Source organism: Stenotrophomonas sp. 2YAF26 (assembly GCF_052114625.1).
GTDB lineage: Bacteria > Pseudomonadota > Gammaproteobacteria > Xanthomonadales > Xanthomonadaceae > Stenotrophomonas > Stenotrophomonas indicatrix.
On record NZ_JBFRFC010000012.1, the window covers coordinates 1 to 17,855 of the forward strand.

At 65.7% G+C, this 17,855-nt stretch carries 17 protein-coding genes; 13 read left to right on the top strand and 4 right to left on the bottom strand.

The genetic code is table 11. The features are described 5' to 3' along the window. Positions 1 to 166 precede the first annotated feature (166 nt). Together AB4Y98_RS13770 and ppsA are read right to left on the bottom strand one after the other, a co-directional pair. Positions 167 to 1,060 carry a mechanosensitive ion channel family protein gene (locus AB4Y98_RS13770; RefSeq protein WP_442244532.1) on the bottom strand — a complete coding sequence of 298 codons (894 nt, stop codon included), beginning with the start codon at positions 1,058 to 1,060 and terminating at the stop codon, positions 167 to 169. A 150-nt stretch (positions 1,061 to 1,210) separates the two neighbouring features. Then, positions 1,211 to 3,589, bottom strand: coding sequence for a phosphoenolpyruvate synthase (gene ppsA, locus AB4Y98_RS13775; protein WP_312308055.1), 2,379 nt, complete (start codon positions 3,587 to 3,589; stop codon positions 1,211 to 1,213). A gap of 145 nt (positions 3,590 to 3,734) precedes the next feature. On the opposite strand from ppsA, the gene ppsR reads away from it, so the two are divergent. The 3 genes from ppsR to AB4Y98_RS13790 all read left to right on the top strand — a co-directional run bounded on the left by ppsR (position 3,735) and on the right by AB4Y98_RS13790 (position 5,811). Beyond that, complete coding sequence (gene ppsR / locus AB4Y98_RS13780) at positions 3,735 to 4,556, top strand: posphoenolpyruvate synthetase regulatory kinase/phosphorylase PpsR (protein ID WP_154880768.1); 822 nt, start codon at positions 3,735 to 3,737, stop codon at positions 4,554 to 4,556. 213 nt (positions 4,557 to 4,769) lie between these two features. Next, positions 4,770 to 5,282: a DUF1249 domain-containing protein gene (locus AB4Y98_RS13785; RefSeq protein WP_025879261.1), complete on the top strand. Its 513-nt coding sequence runs from the start codon at positions 4,770 to 4,772 to the stop codon at positions 5,280 to 5,282. A 40-nt stretch (positions 5,283 to 5,322) separates the two neighbouring features. Beyond that, entirely contained in the window at positions 5,323 to 5,811 is a 489-nt protein-coding gene (locus AB4Y98_RS13790) for an NUDIX hydrolase (protein ID WP_093819148.1), read from the top strand. Positions 5,812 to 5,848: 37 nt separating this feature from the next. On the opposite strand, the gene AB4Y98_RS13795 is transcribed toward AB4Y98_RS13790, so the two are convergent. Beyond that, complete coding sequence (locus AB4Y98_RS13795) at positions 5,849 to 6,496, bottom strand: class I SAM-dependent methyltransferase (protein WP_442244533.1); 648 nt, start codon at positions 6,494 to 6,496, stop codon at positions 5,849 to 5,851. 345 nt (positions 6,497 to 6,841) lie between these two features. Between AB4Y98_RS13795 and AB4Y98_RS13800 the strand changes: the two genes are divergently transcribed. From AB4Y98_RS13800 to AB4Y98_RS13845, 10 genes are all read left to right on the top strand, one after another. Beyond that, positions 6,842 to 7,456: a CDP-alcohol phosphatidyltransferase family protein gene (locus AB4Y98_RS13800; RefSeq protein ID WP_025879258.1), complete on the top strand. Its 615-nt coding sequence runs from the start codon at positions 6,842 to 6,844 to the stop codon at positions 7,454 to 7,456. A gap of 22 nt (positions 7,457 to 7,478) precedes the next feature. Further along, a complete protein-coding gene (phaE, locus tag AB4Y98_RS13805) occupies positions 7,479 to 8,567 on the top strand; it encodes a class III poly(R)-hydroxyalkanoic acid synthase subunit PhaE (RefSeq protein WP_442244534.1) in 1,089 nt (362 codons plus the stop codon). 3 nt (positions 8,568 to 8,570) lie between these two features. After that, the gene (locus AB4Y98_RS13810; RefSeq protein WP_442244535.1) at positions 8,571 to 9,638 is read left to right on the top strand and encodes a class III poly(R)-hydroxyalkanoic acid synthase subunit PhaC; all 1,068 of its coding nucleotides are present in this window, start codon (positions 8,571 to 8,573) and stop codon (positions 9,636 to 9,638) included. Next, complete coding sequence (locus AB4Y98_RS13815; RefSeq protein WP_442244536.1) at positions 9,635 to 10,003, top strand: YfeK family protein; 369 nt, start codon at positions 9,635 to 9,637, stop codon at positions 10,001 to 10,003. Before AB4Y98_RS13810 ends, AB4Y98_RS13815 begins: the two co-directional genes overlap by 4 nt. A 50-nt stretch (positions 10,004 to 10,053) precedes the next feature. Continuing rightward, positions 10,054 to 10,257, top strand: a complete 204-nt coding sequence (locus AB4Y98_RS13820; RefSeq protein WP_025879254.1) for a PspC domain-containing protein — start codon at positions 10,054 to 10,056, stop codon at positions 10,255 to 10,257. After that, the gene (locus AB4Y98_RS13825; protein ID WP_312785654.1) at positions 10,254 to 10,706 is read left to right on the top strand and encodes a hypothetical protein; all 453 of its coding nucleotides are present in this window, start codon (positions 10,254 to 10,256) and stop codon (positions 10,704 to 10,706) included. The genes AB4Y98_RS13820 and AB4Y98_RS13825 overlap by 4 nt, the downstream gene beginning before the upstream one ends. A 616-nt stretch (positions 10,707 to 11,322) precedes the next feature. Continuing rightward, the gene (locus AB4Y98_RS13830) at positions 11,323 to 11,538 is read left to right on the top strand and encodes a hypothetical protein (RefSeq protein WP_025879252.1); all 216 of its coding nucleotides are present in this window, start codon (positions 11,323 to 11,325) and stop codon (positions 11,536 to 11,538) included. A 208-nt stretch (positions 11,539 to 11,746) separates the two neighbouring features. Continuing rightward, complete coding sequence (locus AB4Y98_RS13835; protein ID WP_363733637.1) at positions 11,747 to 14,140, top strand: Tex family protein; 2,394 nt, start codon at positions 11,747 to 11,749, stop codon at positions 14,138 to 14,140. 200 nt (positions 14,141 to 14,340) lie between these two features. After that, complete coding sequence (locus tag AB4Y98_RS13840) at positions 14,341 to 16,542, top strand: PAS domain S-box protein (RefSeq protein WP_442244537.1); 2,202 nt, start codon at positions 14,341 to 14,343, stop codon at positions 16,540 to 16,542. A 62-nt stretch (positions 16,543 to 16,604) separates the two neighbouring features. Then, complete coding sequence (locus AB4Y98_RS13845) at positions 16,605 to 16,913, top strand: hypothetical protein (protein ID WP_442244538.1); 309 nt, start codon at positions 16,605 to 16,607, stop codon at positions 16,911 to 16,913. On the opposite strand, the gene AB4Y98_RS13850 is transcribed toward AB4Y98_RS13845, so the two are convergent. Continuing rightward, positions 16,859 to 17,818, bottom strand: a complete 960-nt coding sequence (locus tag AB4Y98_RS13850; RefSeq protein ID WP_442244539.1) for a right-handed parallel beta-helix repeat-containing protein — start codon at positions 17,816 to 17,818, stop codon at positions 16,859 to 16,861. The two genes, AB4Y98_RS13845 and AB4Y98_RS13850, sit on opposite strands and share 55 nt — an antisense overlap. Positions 17,819 to 17,855 lie beyond the last annotated feature (37 nt).

The window sequence follows — 17,855 nt, forward strand, 5'->3', positions numbered from 1 at the left end:
TTGCCGGCCAGCGGCCGGCACTACCGGGATGGATCAGTTGCCGGCCAGCGGCCGGCACTACCGGGATGGATCAGGGCTTTTCGCGATCATGGGCGTTGCCGGCCAGCGGCCCGCACAACCGGGGACGGGGATGGGGTGGGTGCCGACCGTTGGTCGGCACTGCCGATCAGGGCTTGTCGCGCACCAGTGCGTCGGCCTCGATCACGCCACCATCCTTGCCATGCAGGTACAGGTGCATGTCCTGCTGCGGATACGGGATGTTGATGCCGGCCTTGTCGTAGCCCAGCTTGATCTGTTCGAGCAGGGTGACCTTGGTGCCGAAGTGATCGGCCGACTTCACGTAGCAGCGGATGCCCAGATTGATCGCGTGCGCACCCAGCTCGTACACCACCACGTCCGGCGCCGGCGTCTGCAGCACGCGCGGGTCGGCCTTCATCAGCGCCAGTGCGGTATCACGCGCCAACTGGATGTTGTCTTCGTAACCGATGCCCACCACCAGCTCGACGCGGCGGGTGGGCTCTGCGGTGAGGTTGATGATCGGTGCGGCGGTGATCAGCGTGTTCGGAATGGTGGTGTGCTGGTTGTCCGCGCCGGTGATCACGGTCTGGAAAATGCGTACCTCGCGAACCGTGCCGGTCTGCCCGGCGATGGTCACCACATCGCCTACGCGGAACGGACGCAGGGTCACCAGCATCACGCCGGAGGCGATGTTGGACAGCGAATCCTTCAGCGCCAGGCCAACGGCGAGGCCGGCGGTACCGAGCACGGCCAGCAGCGGAGTGATCTGCACGCCCAGCGTGCCGATGGCCAGGATCACCACGATCACCAGCGAGGCCGCGTAGACCACGTTGCGCAGGAAGCTGCCCAGCATCGGGTCCACGCCCATGCGCGAGGTGGCGCGCGGCATGGCATTGGACAGTCGTCGTGCCAGCCACATGCCGACCAGCAGCACCACGATCGCGGCCAGCAACGGCACGCCGTAGGTCTCCAGCAGGCGTTCCCAGTCGAGTGAGCGGAACCAGGAGGTCGTGGCGGGGGAGGGTGGGGCAGCGGCGATCATGCGGACTCCTTTGCAACGGCAACAGGTGCGACGGGAACATGGCGTACGCGGACGCCAGAAACAGCAAGCCCCGCAGAGGCGGGGCTTGCGTGCAGCTTCAGTATGGGCAGACGTCGATGAAAGCGACGTCAGCCATCACACGTCAACAGGTCAACCTTTGGCCTTCAACTTGGCCAAGCGCAACCAGGTATCGACCACGGTATCCGGATTCAACGACACCGACTCGATGCCTTCCTGCATCAGCCATTCGGCCAGATCCGGATGATCGGACGGGCCCTGGCCGCAGATGCCGACGTACTTGCCCTTGGCACGTGCCGACTTGATCGCCATCGACAGCAGCTTCTTCACCGCCGGGTTCCGCTCATCGAACAGGTGCGCCACGATCGACGAATCGCGGTCCAGGCCGAGGGTCAGCTGGGTCAGGTCGTTGGACCCGATCGAGAAGCCATCGAAGATCTCCAGGAACTCATCGGCGAGCAGCGCGTTGGACGGCACTTCGCACATCATGATGATCTTCAGGCCGTTCTCGCCCTGCTTCAGGCCATTCTGTTCGAGCACCTGGACGACCTTGCGGCCTTCTTCCAGGGTGCGCACGAACGGGATCATGACCCACAGGTTGTCCAGGCCCATCTCGTTGCGCACGCGCAGCACGGCCTTGCACTCCAGCGCGAACGCGGCCGAGAAGCTCGGATCGACGTAACGGCTGGCGCCGCGGAAGCCGATCATCGGGTTCTCTTCGTGCGGCTCGTAGTTGCTGCCGCCGATCAGGTTGGCGTACTCGTTGGACTTGAAGTCCGACAGTCGCACGATCACCGGGTTCGGCGCGACCGAAGCGGTCAGGGTGGCGATGCCTTCGGCCAGACGGTCCACGTAGAAGCCGACCGGGTCGGAATAACCGGCGATCTTCTCGTCGATCTTCTTCTTCGTCGCCGCATCCTGGCGGTCGTATTCCAGCAGCGCGTTGGGGTGGATGCCGATGTGGCTGGCGATGATCATTTCCAGGCGCGCCAGGCCGATGCCCGCGTTCGGCAGCTGGCCGAAATCGAAGGCACGTTCCGGGTTGGCCACGTTCATCATGATCTTCAACGGTGCCGGCGGCATGTTGCCCAGATCGGTGGTGGTGCGCTCGAAGCCGAGCTTGCCTTCGTAGATGAAGCCGGTATCGCCTTCAGCGCAGCTGACGGTGACCAGCTGGCCATCCTCGATGACCTTGGTGGCATTGCCCGAACCGACCACGGCCGGCACGCCCAGCTCGCGCGCGATGATCGCCGCGTGGCAGGTACGGCCGCCGCGGTTGGTGACGATCGCCGAGGCACGCTTCATCACCGGCTCCCAATCGGGATCGGTCATGTCGGCGATCAGCACGTCGCCCGGCTGCACGCGGTTCATGTCTTCCAGCGTCTTTACCACGCGCGCCACGCCGGCACCGATCTTGGCGCCCACTGCGCGGCCTTCGGCGAGAACGTTGCCGCCCTTTTCGGTCAGCGCGAAACGCTCGATCTGGGTGGCGTGGCTGCGCGACTTCACGGTCTCCGGGCGCGCCTGCACGATGAACAGCTTGCCGCTGACACCGTCCTTGGCCCACTCGATGTCCATCGGGCGGCCGTAGTGCTTTTCGATGGTCAGCGCCTGGCGCGACAGTTCGGCCACGTCTTCATCGTTGATCGAGAAGGTGGTGCGCAGTTCGGCCGGGGTGTCCTCGATCCTGACGCGCTCGCCGGGCACATCCGAGTACACCATGCGGATCGCCTTGCTGCCGAGCGAGCGGCGCAGGATCGCCGGCTTGCCGGCCTGCAGGGTGGGCTTGTAGACGTAGAACTCGTCGGGGTTGACCGCGCCCTGCACGACCATTTCGCCCAGGCCGAACGAGGAGGTGACGAACACCACGTCGCGGAAGCCGGACTCGGTGTCCAGGGTGAACAGCACGCCGGACGCGCCCACGCCCGAACGCACCATCAGCTGCACGCCTGCGGACAGGAACACGTCCTCGTGCTTGAAGCCGTGGTGCACGCGGTAAGCGATGGCACGGTCGTTGTACAGCGAGGCGAACACTTCCTTGACCTTGTGCACGACGTCGTCGGCACCGGTGACGTTCAGGAAGGTTTCCTGCTGGCCGGCGAAGGACGCGTCGGGCAGGTCTTCAGCGGTGGCCGACGAACGCACTGCCACGGCCACGTCGCCGCCGCCGTTGTCGGCGCTCAGCTTGGCGTAGGCGGTGCGGATGTCCTGGTCCAGCTGCGGCTGCAGCGGCGCGTCGATCACCCAGCTGCGGATCTCCTTGCCGGCTGCGGTCAACGCGTTGACGTCCTCGACGTCCAGCGTGGCCAGCTTGTCGAAGATGCGCTTGGACAGGTCGTTGTGCGCGATGAAGTCCTTGAAGGCTTCAGACGTGGTCGCGTAGCCTCCCGGAACGGAGACGCCCAGACCGGCAAGGTTGCCGATCATCTCGCCCAGCGAGGAATTCTTGCCGCCTACGCGGGCCAGGTCGGCCAGACGCAGTTCGTGCAACCACAGGATGTTCTCGTTCAAGCGCGATGCTCCGTTTGGCCATCGCCCGAGGCGGGCTTTGATGGCCGCGTCCGTAGGAAGAAGCCGATATGATGCCGGGCAGACCACCGTCGGCACAAGCTTGTGTTGGCGGCCCTTTTAGGCTTCGTAGGGGGTAAATGCGCGCATGTCGACCATCCGTCCGGTGTTCTACGTTTCCGATGGAACCGGTATCACCGCTGAAACCATTGGGCATAGCCTGCTGACCCAGTTCTCCGGGTTCAGCTTCATTACCGATCGGATGTCATTTGTCGATGACCCCGAAAAAGCTCGGGAAGCCTGTGTCCGGATCCAGGCGGCGGGGGAGCGCTACCAGGTCCGGCCGATCGTGGTGAACTCCTGCGTGGACCAGAGCCTGAGCGTGATCCTGTCCGAAAGCGGGGCGCTGATGCTGGATGTGTTCGCCCCGTTCATCGAGCCGTTGGAGCGCGAACTGTCCAGCTCGCGCCTGAACCGGGTCGGCCAGGCCCACGGCATGGTCGACTTCGACACCTACCACCGGCGCATCAACGCGATGAACTTCGCGCTGACCCATGACGATGGCATCGCGGTCAATTACGACGACGCCGACGTGATCCTGGTGGCGGTGTCGCGGGCGGGCAAGACGCCTACCTGCATCTACCTGGCCCTGCATTACGGGGTGCGCGCGGCCAACTACCCGTTGACCGACGAGGATCTGGAGAGCGACCGCCTGCCGCCCCGCCTGCGCAACTACCGGCGCAAGCTGTTCGGCCTGACCATCGACCCGGACCGCCTGCAGCAGATCCGCCAGGAGCGCCGGCCCAATTCGCGCTACGCCAACCTGGACACCTGCAAGCGCGAGGTGGCTGCGGCGGAGGTCATGTTCCAGATGGAACGCATCCCGACCCTCAGCACCACCCATACCTCGATCGAGGAGATCTCCAGCAAGGTGCTCGGCACGCTGGGGCTGCAGCGCGAACTGTATTGACGGGGCGCCACGACCAACGGTCGTGGCCCACCTGCGCGGTTGACGGGGCGCTACGAGCCACAGTCGTGGCCCACCTGCGCGGTTGACGGGTGCGCTACGACCCACGGTCGTGGCCTACCTGCGCGGTGGGTATCGACCGTTGGTCGATACAGGGCCCCTTTGGCCGGGGACGAGCAGTCCCCACGTTGAAGGGCCAACGTGTAGGATCACCCCATGGCCCGAGCATTGCCCCGTACCGAGCGCATTCCCCGCCTGAGCCGGCTGAGCTGGCTCATGGGGCTGTACGCAGAGAACTACCGTCACCTGGTGCGCCTGTTCGCGCCGGCCGAGCTGGTGGCGGGAAGCTATGTCTCTTCGGTGGGCGATGGCCTGGACGTGCGCCTGGACGTGATCGAGTGCCACCGCTACACGGTCGAGCTGCGCCTGACCTATGACCTGGCCGACCCGGTGACCGGTGAACCGGACCCATCGGCCTTCGTCCGCCTGTACCGGGACGCGCGCCAGGCCGAGACCACCCACTGCTACGTCGGCCGCCGCTGGCAGGACACGATGGGCCTGTACCCACCGCCGGCCGAGCTGATCAGCCATCGCATGCGGATGAACACCTTCCTCGGCAAATGGCTGGAATACCTGGCCGAACGCGGCCACGGCGTGGCCACCCTGCGCCGTGATCCAGACGGCAACACCGTGGGTGCCGGCGACCGTCGCCTGTCGCTGGTGCGTTGATCGGCCATAATCCACGGCTGACCCGCCGCCGGACCCGCACATGCCGTATACCCCGATCGTCGCCACCCTGGGCTATGTGCTCTCGCCCGATCGCCGCCAGGTGCTGATGATCCACCGCAATACCCGGCCGGGCGACCACCACCTGGGCAAGTACAACGGGCTGGGCGGCAAGGTCGAGCCGACCGAGGACGTTGCCGCCGGCATGCGCCGCGAAATCGCCGAGGAAGCCGGTATCGACTGCACGGCCATGCGCCTGCGCGGCACCATCAGCTGGCCGGGTTTCGGCAAGCACGGTGAGGACTGGTTCGGTTTCGTGTTCGTCATCGACAGCTTCGAGGGTGCCCCGCACGGCGGCAATCACGAAGGCACCCTGGAGTGGGTGGACGTGGACAAGCTCGACCAGCTGCCGATGTGGGAGGGCGACCGCAACTTCCTGCCGCTGGTGTTCGATGCCGATCCGCGGCCGTTCCACGGAGTGATGCCATACCGGGATGGACGCATGCAGAGCTGGTCCTTCAGCCGGCTTTGACACAACCGGCGTGGGGTAGYGCCGTGCCCGGCCGGCATTACCGCCGGCGCGCCAGCAGCAGGTGGAAGTGCTTTTCCCGCCGCTGGCCGTCATTGCCGGCCGTGCATTCGCGATGCGAGCGCCATGCCGTGACGGTGAAGCCGGACACCCGCAGCGCCAGCTCCACTGCGTCCAGCTCATGCAGCTCAAAGTCGGCGGCAAAGGGCAGGCTGCGCATGAATCCGGCATCGCCGAAGGCCAGGCATAGCCGGCCGCTGCGATGCAGCACCCGTGCCAGTTCATCCAGTACCGGGGCCAGGTCCGGCCAGAAGTACAGGGTGTTGACCGCCAGCGCAGCATCGACGCTGGCATCAGCCAGGGGCAGGGCATGGGCATCACCCTCGCGCAGCGCGGCACGGCCAGCCAGGCCGCTGGCGGCAAGGTGCTGGTTGCCGGCGGCGACCATGGCACTGGACAGCTCGACACCCACGTAGCGACTGCCACTGGCCTGCAGCAGCGGCGCAAAGGCGGCGTTGCCTGGACCGATTTCCAGCACCTGCTCTCCGGCAGCGACGGCCAGCAATGCGATCGCCGCCTGGTTGAGGGCGCCGTTGCTGCGGTTCATCGATTCGCCCACGGCCAGCGCGGCCTCGCCATGGGGCTGCCGCAACTGCGCGGCCAGGGTGCGTGCATCCAGCATCAACATCGTCCGTCGGTAAGGAGTCGGACGTGGCGGCGGCGGGTCCGCCGCAGACCATAGCGCTGGCGGATCGGCTTGGGAAGTAGGGAAACCCCGGCTTGTGGTGATGAGGAAATGTCCAGGGTCGCAGTCGGTGAGAACCAGTTGTCCACAGGGGGTGTGGATTACGCGTGGGCAACTTTGTGGATAAGCGCTGACAGGCGCCACCCCCCTAGGCTGTCAAGATGGGTGGCGAAAAATTCACCGCTGGTGAGGATCGGTGAGTGAAGGGTGAAGGACAGGGGCAGCCCACGCTGTTGCCGGTGGCGGCGCTCGCGGTACCCTGTGGGCCTTGATGCCCCGTGAGACTTCATGAAACGTCACTTCTCGATGCTGCGCGAGTTCCATCTGGCGGACTGGTTCACCCTCGCCAACGCTTTCTGCGGCACCGGCGCGGTGTTTGCCGCAATGCGTTTCCTGCAGGATGGCGAGCGCGGCTACCTGCTGTTCGGCATGGCGCTGATCCCGCTGGCTTTCATTTTCGACGCACTGGACGGCCGCATCGCGCGCTGGCGCAAATCCAGTTCGACCCTGGGCCGCGAGCTCGACTCGCTGTCGGACGTCATTTCCTTCGGTGTCGCGCCCGCAGCGCTGGCCTATGCCTGTGGCATGCAGGGGGGCTGGGACTGGCTGGTGCTGAGCTACTTCGTCTGCTGCGGCGTCAGCCGCCTGGCCCGTTACAACGTGACCGCCGAGGCAATGAGCGGTGACGAAGGCAAGGTGAAGTACTTCGAAGGAACGCCGATTCCCACCAGCCTGGCGCTGGTGATCGTGCTGGCGATCGCCGCCGGCACCGATGCCATCGGCCACGACCTGTGGCTGGGCCAGTGGCAGATCGGCCCCTGGCAGCTGCATCCGTTGGTGCTGCTGTTCGCGTTGTCCGGGTCGCTGATGATCAGCAAGACCCTGCGCATTCCCAAGCCATGACCCAGCCCTGCGGAGGAGCGCGATGACCAGCTCGGCCAATGACGCCGGCAGCAGCGATTTCGAGAACCTCGCCCGGCAGTACTTCGGCGCCTGGGGTGATGCCTTGCGCCATGCAGCCGTGCCGGGAACCCCGGCTGGCGACGACCCGGGCAGCTGGAAGCGCCTGTTCGACTGGTGGGGCCAACTGCTGCCCGGGACCGGTGCTGCCGCGCCCGAAGAGGCGGTGCGGCGGTTCCGCGAGCAGGCTGGCAGCTGGTACGGCACCATGCAGGAAGTCGCTGCACGCTTTGCCGGCCGCGATGCCAGCAGTGCCGAGGTCGCCCAGGCCTGGCGTGAAGCGGTGAAGGGGCAGGGCGACGGCATGCTGCAATGGATGCTGCAGGGGGCCCGCGGCAGCACCCATGTGGACGCTGCTCCGCCCGAGTTTACGGCGTGGTTCCAGCAGTTGCAGACGCTGGCTGGCCCTTGGCTGCAGAGCCCGGCGTTCGGGCCCGGCCGCGAGCACCAGGCACGGTGGCAGGCCCTGCTGCGCGCGCAGGAGGAGTACCAGCAGCATTCGCAGGCCTATGTCGAGCAGATCAAGCAGGCACTGGAAGAGGCGTTCGACCTGTTCGAGCAGCGCCTGGCCGAACACGAGCAGCCCGGCAGCCAGCTGACCAGCGCCCGGGCGATGTTCGATCTGTGGATTGAAGTGGCCGAGGAGGCCTACGCCAAGGTGGCCATGTCCGAGCCGTTCCAACAGGTGTATGCCTCGCTGGGCAACGCACAGATGCGCCTGCGCGCAGGCCTGCAGCGCGAGGTTGAACAGATGAGTGAACGCATCGGCCTGCCCACCCGCAGCGAGATGGATGCCGCCCACCGTCGCATCGCCGAGCTCGAGCGCAGCCTGCGCCGGGTGCAGGCACAGGTGGCGGTGCTTGTCGGTACCGATACGGTCGATCCGGTGGCCCAGCCGGCGCCTGCCAGGGTCAAGCCCGCCGCGCGCAAGCCTGCGGCGAAGAAGGCGGCGAGCAGGGCCGCGCCGGTGAAGAAGCCTGCAGCGAAGAAGGCTGCAGCGAAGAAAGCGTCAGCGAAGAAGTCCACCACCCGCGCGACCACGCGGAAGTCGTAAGCCATGAAAGGACCGCTGGGCTTCAATGCCGATGACCTGATGCAGGAGGCCCTGGCCATGCAGCGCAAGCTGATGGAAGGGTTGAAGCTGTTGCCGCAGGTGGAGGATGTCGACTATGGCGCCACCGCCCGCGAGGAAGTCTGGCGCGATGGCAAAGTTGTGCTGTATCGCTTCGTCGGCGAGAACGCGCCGGTGCGCCGCACACCGCTGCTGATCGTGTACGCACTGGTCAACCGCCCGTACATGGTGGACCTGCAGGCCGATCGGTCGCTGGTGCAGAAGCTGCTGGCCTTGGGCCAGGACGTATATGTGCTGGACTGGGGTTATCCGGACCGTTCCGAACGCTACCAGACGCTTGAGGACTATCTGCTGCGCTACATCGATGGCGCGGTGGATGCGCTGCGCGCGCGCAGTGGTGGAACGGTCGACATGCTCGGCATCTGCCAGGGCGGCGTGTTCGCCCTGTGCTACGCCGCACTGCGGCGGCAGAAGCTGGGCAACCTGATCACCATGGTCACCCCGGTCGACTTCCAGACCGCCGACAACATGTTGTCGCACTGGGCCCAGCAGGTGGATGTGGATCTGCTGGTGGATACGCTGGGCAACATCCCGGCCGATCTGATGAATGCCAGCTACCTGATGCTCAAGCCATTCCGCCTGAACGTGCAGAAGTACGTGGGCCTGCTCGACATCCTCGATGACAAGGCGGCGCTGGAGGATTTCCTGCGCATGGAAAAGTGGATCTTCGACTCGCCGGACCTCGCGGGTGAAGCCTTCCGCGAGTTCATCAAGCAGTTCTACCAGGGCAACGGCCTGGTCAATGGCACCGTGCGCATCGGCGAAGAGGCGGTGGATCTGTCGCAGGTGACCCTGCCGGTGCTGAACATCTACGCCGAACAGGATCACCTGGTGCCACCGGATGCATCGCGCGCGATGCGTGGCCGGCTGGGCACGCAGGACTACACCGAATCCAGTTTCCGCGGTGGGCATATCGGCATCTACGTCTCCGGCCGCGCACAGCGCGAAGTGCCGGCGACCATCGACAACTGGCTGAAGGAACGCACGCCATGAAGTATTCGCCTTTGGTCGCGCTTGCGCTGGCCCTTGCATCGGGCGTTGCCGGCGCAGCGCCGAGCGCCGATGCGCGCCGCGAGATCACGCAGCTGATTGGCAGCCTGGACGGCTCTCAGTGCCAGTTCCAGCGCAATGGCAGCTGGTACGGTCCCGCCGATGCGCGGGCTCACCTGCAGCGCAAGTACGACTACCTGCTGAAGAAKGACATGGTCGACACCGCCGAGCAGTTCATCGAGCGTGCGGCCAGCCAGAGCAGCATGAGTGGCAAGGCGTACCGGATCCGTTGCCCCGGCCAGCCCGAACAGACCTCCGCGGCGTGGTTCGGCGCGCGCCTGCAGGCGTTGCGCCAACGCACGCCGTAGACACGGCAGGCGCTACAGTGGCCGCAGCCAGTCAGCCGGGAGACCTCGCCATGAACGCTGTGCCGCGCACCCTGTCGCGCTCGCTGAACGACCGCATGATTGCCGGGGTGATGGGCGGCATCGCCCATCGTTTCGGCTGGAACCCGACCCTGGTACGGGTGCTGTATGTGGTGGTCTCGCTGGCGTCGGCCGCCTTCCCCGGCATCCTGGTCTACCTGCTGCTGTGGCTGCTGATCCCCAACGAGGCGGATTGAACACCGCGTCCCGTCCCTGGCCGATCTGGCTGCGCGCGCTGCAGCTGCTGGGCGCGCTGTGGACCGTGCCCAATACCCTGATCGGCCTGCTTGGCGGTCTGGCCGGGTTGCTGGGTGGTGCGAAGATGCGCTGGAGCGGTCGTGATTGCGCGGTGGTGTTCGACCATTGGCCGTGGGGACCGGGCGGAGCGATCACCCTGGGCAACGTGATCCTGCACACCGGCCACGACCTGGGCATGTGCTGCCGTACCTACGCGCATCAGGCGGGATGGGGCGTGGAGCCATTGATCCGGCTGGATGACCATGAGCGTGCGCACGTGTACCAGTATCTGGTGCTGGGGCCGCTGTACCTGCCGGTGTATCTGCTGTGTGGTGGTGTCAGCGCGCGTAATCCGTTCGAGCGTGCGGCCGATCATTACGCGCGGTTCGGGCATGGCTGGTGGCCGTAGATTCCGGCCAACGGCGCAGCCCCTCGTGGGTGGTCGCGAAATGCGATTCATGTGATTGGGCCGGGGGGGGGGGGGGGGGGGGGGGGAGAAAAAGAACAGCAGAAGCGGGTCGCGCGCTGCGCTTGCTCGTGCAGAGCCCAGCCTGTGCTCGGCTCTACAAAAAAGCGGCCAGACAGGCCGCTTTTGCTTTTGATCTTCTTTTTCTTTTCCGTGGGTGGCGGCAGGCACCAGGAACTTGTCAGCGGCCGGGTGGGTAGGCATTGCGGGGTGTCCGCGGCATGGATGCCGCGGCCACGCCGCCATGGATGGGTTTACGGCGTCCCCGCAATGCCTACCCACCCGGCCAGCCCCAGTAGTCTGGCTTTTGCATTCCGCGACCAACCAACCCCACCCACGAGGGGCTGCGCCGTTGGCTGAAACCCCGCGGATTCGTTAGCCGGAAGTTAAAGATCCGTAAGCATTCTGCTGCTATCCCGCAGTCATCTGCATGCAACCGATCGTCATTAGTCTTCGTGACGTTCCAGTCAGCTTGGTCGCGGTAAGCTCTATCCCGATGAGCCAACAAGTACCGCTCATCGTGTGCAGTACGCAGTAGCAATTTGGAGGAAGACATCACATGGCAATCGTTCTTTATGTCGGTGGTAGCAAGGATGGCGAGAAGGGCGTGGTGCCCTACGGCTTCAGCAAATCCCGCGCCGATACCGCGCTGGGGCCGGAGTTCTACACGGAGCGGTTCATGGAACTGCAGGGTGTCGGCAAGGTCCGCCTGATGGCGCTGGAGAGCCTGCGTGACGACATCGTCATGCAGCGTGCCGCCCGCCACTACCGCTGACCTTCGCAGTACGCGGCAGGACGCGCCCCACCATCGCGCGTCCGCGCCGGCATCCCAGCCCCCGGGGCCAGTCCGAGCCCCTTTTGCCAGGATGCCGGCGTCCAATCCGGACCCACCGCCTGAACCGCCGCTCTGTCAACGCCTTGTCCCTGCCGCCCGCGCATTGCAAGAATGGGCCTTTCCCGCAATGCGGCCCAGGCCGGAAACAATGCACGACGCCAAGCACGCCCAGCGCCAGCTCGCCCAGCAGATCGCCCAGACCATCGCCGATGAAATCGGTGCCCAGACCGCACAGGTCAGCGCCGCCGTCGGCCTGCTCGATGAAGGCGCCAGCGTTCCGTTCATCGCCCGCTACCGCAAGGAAGTCACCGGCGGCCTGGACGACACCCAGCTGCGCAACCTGGAAACCCGTCTGACCTACCTGCGCGAACTGGAAGACCGCCGTGCGGCGGTGCTGGCCAGCATCGGCGAGCAGGGCAAGCTCAGCGATGAGCTGCGCAACGAGATCCTCGCCGCCGACACCAAGAGCCGGTTGGAAGATCTGTACCTGCCGTACAAGCCCAAGCGTCGCACCCGCGCGCAGATCGCCCGCGAAGCAGGACTGGAGCCGCTGGCCGATGGCCTGTTGGGCGACCCGACACAGGACCCGCAGGTCTTTGCCGCCACGTTCGTGGATGCCGACAAGGGCGTGGCCGACACCAAGGCCGCGCTGGAAGGGGCCCGCGCGATCCTGATGGAGCGCTGGGGCGAGGACGCCACGCTGGTTGGCGAGCTGCGCAGCTGGTTGAGCGAGCAGGGCGTGATCCGTGCCCGCGTTGCCGAGGGCAAGGAAACCGAGGGCGCCAAGTACCGCGATTATTTCGAGCACGCCGAGTCGTTGGCGAAGATTCCCTCGCACCGGTTGCTGGCGCTGTTCCGTGCGCGCCGCGAGGAGATCCTGTTCCTGGAGCTGGACCCGGGCAAGGATGCCGAGGCCGGACATCAGTACGCTGAAGGGCGCGTGGCGCACAACGCGGGCATTCGCGATGCGGGGCGCCCCGGTGATCGCTGGCTGCTGGACGCCTGCCGCCTGACCTGGCGGGCCAAGCTGCACATGCACCTGCTGCTGGACCTGTTCAACCAGGCCCGTGAGAAAGCCGAGGCCGAAGCCATCGCGGTGTTCGGTGACAACCTCAAGGACCTGCTGCTGGCCGCACCGGCCGGCCCGAAAAGCGTGCTGGGCCTGGACCCGGGCATCCGCACCGGCTGCAAGATCGCCGTGGTCGACGCCACCGGCAAGCTGGTCGCCACCGACACCATCTACCCGCACGAACCCCGCCGGCAGTGGGAGCAGTCGCTGCAGACGATCAAGCAGCTGTGTGCCAAGCACAACGTGCAGCTGATCGCGATCGGCAACGGCACCGCCAGCCGCGAGACCGACAAGCTGGCCGGTGAAGCCATCAAGGCGCTGGGTGACAACGCGCCGCAGAAGATCGTGGTCAGTGAAGCCGGGGCTTCGGTGTATTCGGCGTCGGAAACGGCGGCCAAGGAATTCCCGGACCTGGACGTGTCGATCCGTGGTGCGGTATCGATCGCGCGCCGCCTGCAGGATCCGCTTGCCGAACTGGTGAAGATCGAGCCGAAGGCGATCGGCGTGGGGCAGTACCAGCACGACGTGGATCAGTACCGCCTGGCGCGTGCGCTGGATGCGCGCGTGGAGGACTGCGTGAATGCCGTTGGCGTGTACGTCAACACGGCGTCGGCTGCACTGCTGTCGCGCGTTTCGGGTCTGTCGTCGACGGTAGCCGAGAACATCGTGCGCCATCGCGATGACAACGGTCCGTTCAAGCGTCGCAAGGACCTGCTGAAGGTGTCGCGCTTGGGCGAGAAGACGTTCGAGCAATGCGCAGGTTTCCTGCGTATCGCCGATGGCGATGAGCCGCTGGATGCATCGTCGGTGCACCCGGAAGCCTATCCAGTGGTCGAGCGCATCGTGGCCAGCACCGCGCGCCCGATCAAGGCGCTGATCGGCGACGGCAGTTTCCTGCGCGGCTTGAAGGCCGAGCAGTTCACCGACGAGACATTCGGTGTGCCGACGGTGCGCGACATCCTCAAGGAACTGGAAAAGCCGGGCCGTGATCCGCGCCCGGAATTCAAGGCGGCCCGTTTCGCCGATGGCGTCGAGGACATCAAGGACCTGCGCGAGGGCATGGTGCTGGAAGGCGTGGTCAGCAACGTGGCCGCGTTCGGTGCGTTCGTCGATATCGGCGTGCACCAGGACGGCCTGATCCATATCTCGGCGCTGTCTGATACCTACGTGAAGGATCCGCGTGACGTGGTCAAGGCCGGCGACATCGTCAAGGTGAAGGTGCTGGAGGTGGACGTGCCGCGCAAGCGCATCGCCCTGACCCGTCGTCTGGACGACACGCCCGGCCAGGCCACCAGCCGCCCGGGAAGCCGTGACGAACGCAGCCAGGGGCAGGCGCCGCGCCGCGACGCTGGCAACCCCGGGCAGGGACGTGGCCAGGGGCGCAACCCGGGCAATGGCGGACGCCCGGCACAGGCCGCGCCGCCAGCCAACAATGCCCTGGCCGAGGCGTTCGCCCGGGCCAAGCGCAGCTGAGTCCGCCGTCCCCCTCCTGGCGCGATCCGGGTGGGGGACTTGTCGATGTTCCCCGGCAATGCGCACACTTGCGCCGGAAGGGGCGCCTGGGCCCCTGCTGTCGCTGGGGAGGCCATGCCGTCAGCACCATCCGCGCTGTTCCGTGACCGCTGTGGCTCGCCACGGCCTGCGGGCAGCTGCGTCGGCAGGGGAGGCGGCTGATGGCCGATCAGGGCAACAGCGGCAACGCACTGCTGGAGCGCCGGCTGCAGGAACTGGCCGAAGAGCGCCGTCGCCTGGCGATGATCATCGAGGGCACCGCGGCCGGCACCTGGGAATGGAACGTCCAGAGCGGGCAGATGCGGGTCAACGAACGGTGGGCCGAGATCGTCGGCTACCGGTTGGACGAACTTGAACCGATCTGCCAGAAGACCTTCATCGCGCTGGTCCATCCGGATGATCTGGCGCTGTCCGATGCGGCCCTGCAGGACCACTTCGATGGCCGCACCGACCACTATGTCTGCCTGTTGCGGATGCGCCACAGGAATGGGCAGTGGATCTGGATCCACGATCGCGGACGGGTATTCGAATGGGACGGGCAGGGCAGGCCACTGTGGATGGCCGGCGCCCATGCCGACGTCACCGAACTGCAGCAGGCGCGCCAGGACGCGGCCGAAATGCGGCAGCGCCTGCAGGCGATGGTGGATGCTTCCGACGAAGTCGCGGTGATCGCGACCGACACCGATGGCATCATCACCATTTTCAATACCGGCGCGCAGCGTCTGCTCGGCTACACCGCCGCTGAAGTAGTGGGTGCGCGCCGGCTGGATGCCTTCCACGACCCGGTTGAACTGCAGGCGTGGCTGCGACCGCTGGCGACCGCCGATGGACAGGTTCCAGGTGTGTTCGAGGCACTCAGTGCACGTGCCGACGGCCAGACGTATTCGCGGCAGTGGACACTGCTGCGCAAGGACGGTCAGCGTCGCCAGGTACGCCTGTCAATCAGCCGCATGGATGGCACCCATGGCGAGCGCATCGGCTATGTCGGCATGGCCATCGACATCACCGAGATCCTGCAGGCGCGCGCCGAGGCTCGTCTTGCGGCGGAAAAATTCGCCGGTGCGTTTACGTCGGCGGCACTGGGCATGGCGCTGGTGTCGCTGGAAGGGCGCTGGCTGGATGTCAACGATGCGCTGTGCCGCATTCTCGGCTACACGCGGGAGGAACTGCTGCAGGTCGATTTCCAGCGGTTGACCCATCCGGCCGATCTGCAGACCGACCTGGCCCTGGTGCAGGACCTGCTGGCGGGGCGACGCACGCACTATCACCTCGAAAAGCGTTACCTGGGCCGTGAGGGCAACACCATCTGGGCACGGCTGTCGGTATCGCTGGTACGCAATGAGCGCGGTGAACCGTTGCATTTCGTGTCGCAGATCCAGGATGTCAGCGCCCAGCGCAGCAGCGAGCAGCGCCTGTTCGAAAGCGAGCAGCGTAGCCGCATCACCCTGGATGCGGTTGCCGACCTGGTACTCAGCGTGGCCCTGGATGGCCATATCGAGTATGCCAACGCGGCCGCCGTGCGAATGCTTGCCGGCGATGGAGCGCTGTCGCTGGCCGGGCATCTCGTGCAGGACGTGCTGTCGTTGACCACCGAATACGCACCGCAATCGCAGCTCGACGTCAGCGTGCTGTTGGACCCGGAAAGCAACGCCGTGGATCTGCATGCCGATCTGCTGCTGCAGATGGGCACCGCCGTGGTGCCGGTTGACCTGACCCGGGCCTGGCTTCGCGACGACGAGGGCCAGGTGCGTGGTGCAGTGTGGGTCCTGCGCGATGACACCCAGCAGCGTGCACGCGAGCGCGAGGCACGGCACCTGGCGGAGATGGACCCGCTGACCGAACTGGGTAATCGCCGCGGCTTCGAAGTACATCTGCAGCAGGCGATCACCCGGGTCGAGCGGACCGGGCAGGCGGCGTCACTGATGTACATCGATCTGGACCGGTTCAAGCCGGTCAACGATACCTTTGGTCATCTGGCCGGCGACGCCGTGCTGTGGGCCGTGGCCAGCGTATTGCGCCATGGTGTACGCGACTCGGATGTGGTGGCGCGCCTGGGCGGTGACGAATTCGCGGTGATCCTGTCCGGGTGCAGCCCGCGGCGAGCGGCGCGCATCGGCGGCGAGCTGCTGCATACCCTGGCCAACCTGTCCATTCCGTGGGACCAGCACCAGCTGCGGATCGGCGCCAGCATCGGCATCGCACCGCTTGCCGCCGGCATGAGCGTGGACCAGGCCGTCGCCGCCGCCGATGCCCAGTGCTACCGGGCCAAGGCGATGGGCCGCAACAATGTGCAGGTGCAGGGCGAAACCGGCGAACTGCCCGGGGGCTCGCCGGCGGACGGCGGCGACCTCAGCGACGGCTGATCTCAACCTGTGAGAGGGGCGCGGCGAATACTGCGCCAACGCCAACATCCTCAGGTGATCAAATGAACTTCTGCGACTCGGCGGCGATCCGCGCCTTTGCTCCTGCTCTGGTCGGTTGGTGCCTGACCTCGGCGGCCTGCCTGCGCTTGGAACAGCTGCGCGATGACCTGCGCGCGCAGGCTGTTCTGCCCATTCTGCAGGGCGGGGCATTGGTGTTGCTGGTAGTGACGCTGGCGTGTATATGTGTGGCCAGCGTCGTTCTGTGGAAAGCGGGCAGGGACGAGGGGCCTACGGCTTCTGCCCCCTTGGCCGTGCTTCAGGGGAATGAGCAGAGATCGCCCGACGGCATGGATGTATTGCCGATCGACTGAACACCTGCAGTACCTCCCTTTGCATTGATGCCGTTGCAGTTGCCCACGCCCATGCGTCGATTGAGAACAAATCGGTTCGAGCGGAACGTTGCGGTGGCACCGCCGGAAGTTTCAAACACGGCACCACCAAAGTTCGCGCCGTTGACGTAGTTGTTGTCGGCGAGGAATCGGTGTGACCCTTGCACGACGTCGATACCCCATTCTCCTGGTCGTTCAATCACCGAGTTCTTGACGGTGCAGTCGACACAGTTCACTAGATAGATGGCGCTGGCTCCCGAATCGATGACCCGTGCGCCATCAATCATGACGTTGCTGGAGTTGTATATGGCCATCTCACCATCGCCCCCTGGGCCATCCTTGCGGCCTGTGAGCTGTCCGTAAAGGATTGTGACGTCGCGGGAGTCGGTGATCCATAGATTGGGATCCGCCGTCCCATTGCCGGCAATGCCGTTTCCACGCATGAACGTATCCCAGATTTCCACGCCATTGCCTCCAACCACACCAGCGCTGATCTGGAAGCCGATGATATCCAGACTCCAAATGATGACGCGATCCTGGTGGTAGGCCAGCACGCCGAAGTTTCCGCCTGCCCCTGTCGTCAGCGTGAAGTTGTGCAGCATTGTGTTGCTGCCGAGGCCGATGGCCTTCTGTGGTGCGCCGTAGGCTGAGACCACCACCTCGGCCATGGTAGCTCCAAGTCCTTCAATGGTGGTCCCGGCAGGAATCTCCAGGGGCGCCGGGCCGGCGACATACTGACCTGGCCTGAGGCAGATCTTCTTGCCTGGCGCGCTGGCGACGGCACCAGCAAGATCGCCGCCGTTGTCGAGAGTGAGGTCACAAGCAGCGGCCTGCAGCGCCGCGGCCAAGCCGAATGCCGCGAGTGCGGCGGGGATCCATTTCTTCATAACGGTTCCTTCCAGTGGACAGCCCCATCCATGATAC